We start from the raw sequence: 3,575 nt of genomic DNA on the forward strand, positions 1-3,575 counted from the left end.
CATATCTGCTCAAAGGATTGGCTATTCAGCGCAGTAATCAAGTGTGGTCTACGGATATAACGTATATCCCTATGGCAAAAGGCTTTGTTTATTTATGTGCTGTGATTGATTGGCATAGCCGCAAGGTACTTGCGCATAGAGTATCGATTAGTATGGAGGTTACATTTTGCATAGAAACATTAAATGAAGCTATTGAAAAATATGGTCGACCTGAAATATTTAATACAGACCAAGGCAGTCAGTTTACCAGTGATGCATTTATTGATGTATTGAAATCAAATGGCATTCAAATCAGTATGGATGGTAAAGGTCGATGGGTAGATAATGTGATGGTTGAACGATTATGGCGGAGCGTTAAATATGAAGAGGTGTATCTCAAAGCCTACAGCAATGTTTTGGATGCGAAGAAGCAATTAAACGCATATTTTGAATTTTATAATTTGAAACGACCTCATTCGAGTCTGGACAAAATGACTCCAGATGAGTTTTACTATGACCAGCTACCACAACAAAATAAGGTAGCTTAACTAGAGCAGAGTATCACTTATAAATAAGCTTTTAGTTGTTCAAACATGTGGGACCACCTCTTAATATGGTTGATAGCTAAAGCTATACTTTTTATATTAATTTTACAGGCATAATTTAATTTAAAATATTTTTAATTTAAATTAATATTTATAATTTTTCATAAACTTTAATTTCATAATGTAAGGTTTGTATGGAATATAATATGACTCCAGTATCTGTGTTTATTAGCCAATTCAACTTATTAAAGAATGATCTTAATACTTTGCATAATGAAGTTGTCGACTTGAATAAGTATACTTTAACTACCACCAATTTGATTATTTCTGATATCAATATTATTATAGATAAGTTGAATATTCTCAAGTCCAAAATTACTTCCTCGCCACCAGGAAATAATATCCATAATAATATTGATCGAGAAATGTTACTAAGTATTTCTAATGGTATTGGTGAAATTTTAGAAATAATTGATGATAGGGATTTTTTAGATAGAGGTAAGCTGCCATCTATACATTTTACAGAATTTCAAGCAATGATTGATTCCCTTGGTGAGCAATTATTCTTTTCTAAATAATTGAAAATTTTTAGAGATTGTTTTAAACAATCTCTTTTATAGAAAATTATTTTATTTATTTCTATATTTCAGAAAGAAGAAAAATACAAGGAATAATTGAGAATATAACAAAAAAAGTTATTCTTATGCGAAGTTCTAATTTTTTTACTAAATGTCTAAAATCTATTTCATTGTTTCTTTCTTCAAGTAACTGCCCAACATAATATAAAGAGTAATTCATTAAATATATAATAATTATTAAAATGGTAATTATTATGGCTATAATAATATTTTTAGAATGACTAAAGTTTGGAATTATGCTTGGGAACCAAAAAAATATTTCTCCAACAATTAGACCCAATGACAACAATCCTATTGAATAAGCATTTTCTACTAAACGATGGGTCGCTTTTGCAAAGAAATAAACTGAAGGGAATAGAAAGAATAAACCTAGAAAAAACAATCCCATGGCACCTATTACATTCCATAACGTTGGTCCAATTCCTTCAGAAATGGCCTTTTCAAAATATTTATTAGGTAAATAATCGATTTTATTTTTGGTTAAAATAACAAATAAGAATGCAGGAACGAGCCAATACAAGGAATCTATCAAGCTTTTCTTGAATTTCATATTATAAGTAAAAAAACTTTTATCAAATGAATAAAATTGATCTTTCAAATATTTTTTTAATCGATTCATAATTAAGCACCTTTTTAGATAAAAATACAATAGTTAAGTTAAAATAAAAGATGGGTGATAGCACCACGTAACTGACCACCACCAAATTGTTAGGAATAAAATTCTAAATATCTTAAGTTTTTTATAATTTTACATATTTTATGTCTAAAATTTTTTTTTGAACATATTGAAGATGATTGTTTTTTATACTATTTTGTAATATTGACTAATCCTCTACAGTCTTAGGTCTTATTATACTTTGGTTGGGTTTTTGGATTTTTTCATTTTGATAATGAGCACAGCCTTTTACAAAAAATATTATATTTCAACATTCAGGGGAACAATAAATGATTTTTTGGGGAAAATTAAAGTTTAGCACAAAGCTAATATTGATGATTGGTACTAGTACGGGACTTTGTAGTTGTGCTGGTGTTACTTTTTATTCTGATCCTAACCTACAAACTAAAACGGGTATTCCTATCTATGCCCCTAAACCATATCTTTTAATTGCTCGCACTGGTGCAAAGGATAAGCCTGTTGATATTTCTATCGTACATTTAAATGATTCTCAAAATGTTATTTATGCAAAACCACGTTCAGGTTTTGGTTCAAGTAGCTTGGCGCTTGCTCTAGCAAATGGGCAACTAACATCATTTGGACAGCAGACTGATACAAAAATTCCAGAGTTAATTACGGCATTAGGAGGAATTATATCAACTCGTGCTACTGCAGCTAAAACAGAAGCTGAAGCTGCTCAAATTCGTTCAGGAATTAGTACTCTGCAAGCAGCTGTTTCACCAGTAGATGCTGGTATTAATGTTGATAAAGTTGCTGATGAAATTCAAGAAAAAATTAAAAATAAAGTTGCTTTGAGAGGCTTAACAGATTCGGAGTTACAAACAATTTTATCTGCGGCACAGGCCTTGAAATCTGCTGCAACTGCCTTGTTAAACCCATCTAATGCCCCCTCTGCTTCAATGTATTTTGAACAAGTTAAAGCACAAGCAGATATATTAAGTAAGTTACCTACTCCAACTGCTAGCACACAACGAGACTCTTCTTTACAAATTGTGCAGGCTTGGGCTTCAGAATTGAATAAACTTTTTGACTCTGTACAGCCTGAGAAAAAATCTCCTCCAACCTTTGAACTTTATGAAATTAAAGAGACTGGTGGGACAACAAAGTTACTTAAAATTGATCCATAAGGACAAACATAATGGCTTATACCAAACAATTGAAGCGTATCCTTGCATTACGAAAGATAGCTGATGACAGAGTTGGTAGTAATACGGACATTCTTGGTTCTATGATTGGACTTAAGTTTACAGCAGGAAAATTAACTAGACGCTTAGGTATTACTTATTTCGTACGTGAAAAAATCCCTAAATTGGATTTAAGCCCTCGCCAACGGATACCAGCTAAATTACGGATTGATGATAGTCAAATAACAACAGATGTAGTGTTGTGGCCATTTATGGAGGAACAGATATTACCAAATGAGACAATCTTATTCGATGGCCAGCTTCAAGGTACATTAACTTGTTTTGGAGCGTCTCCATTGGGAACATTTGGTATTTCCTGCGCCCATTGCTTAACTGGTATTGATGGTAATCCAGCAACTCCAACTAAAGTATCAGCATATGCGGGTATTCCTGGTCAATTTCCCTATGTTGGTCAAAGTATATATTTAGCTTATACCCCAGGTATGGGTATTCTTGATAATTTTGGCTACTTAGATTGTGGTTTATTTGACTTAAGAGATTAATGTGGTTCCGTTAATTAGACCACTCAATTCAGTTTTATAAGTGATAAATC

Annotated in this window: 5 protein-coding genes; 4 read left to right on the forward strand and 1 reads right to left on the reverse strand. The window is 31.8% G+C overall.

The features are described 5' to 3' along the window. Window positions 1–527 (forward strand): IS3 family transposase (locus Q0075_RS01210; RefSeq protein ID WP_297867924.1); only part of this gene is annotated, 527 nt, incomplete at its 5' end. Between the two features lie 203 nt (window positions 528–730). Beyond that, the gene (locus Q0075_RS01215; RefSeq protein ID WP_297867925.1) at window positions 731–1,102 is read left to right on the forward strand and encodes a hypothetical protein; all 372 of its coding nucleotides are present in this window, start codon (window positions 731–733) and stop codon (window positions 1,100–1,102) included. Between the two features lie 61 nt (window positions 1,103–1,163). On the opposite strand, the gene Q0075_RS01220 is transcribed toward Q0075_RS01215, so the two are convergent. Beyond that, on the reverse strand, window positions 1,164–1,781 hold the full coding sequence (locus tag Q0075_RS01220) for a hypothetical protein (protein WP_297867926.1): 618 nt from the start codon (window positions 1,779–1,781) through the stop codon (window positions 1,164–1,166). A gap of 326 nt (window positions 1,782–2,107) precedes the next feature. Here Q0075_RS01220 and Q0075_RS01225 point away from each other — a divergent pair, with 326 nt between their 5' ends. After that, window positions 2,108–2,965 (forward strand): hypothetical protein, encoded by an 858-nt coding sequence (locus tag Q0075_RS01225; RefSeq protein ID WP_297867927.1) that lies wholly within the window; start codon window positions 2,108–2,110, stop codon window positions 2,963–2,965. An 11-nt stretch (window positions 2,966–2,976) separates the two neighbouring features. Further along, complete coding sequence (locus Q0075_RS01230) at window positions 2,977–3,525, forward strand: hypothetical protein (protein ID WP_297867928.1); 549 nt, start codon at window positions 2,977–2,979, stop codon at window positions 3,523–3,525. Window positions 3,526–3,575: the final 50 nt, after the last annotated feature.

It is taken from the genome of uncultured Flavobacterium sp. (assembly GCF_937967675.1).
Classification (GTDB): domain Bacteria; phylum Bacteroidota; class Bacteroidia; order Flavobacteriales; family Flavobacteriaceae; genus Flavobacterium.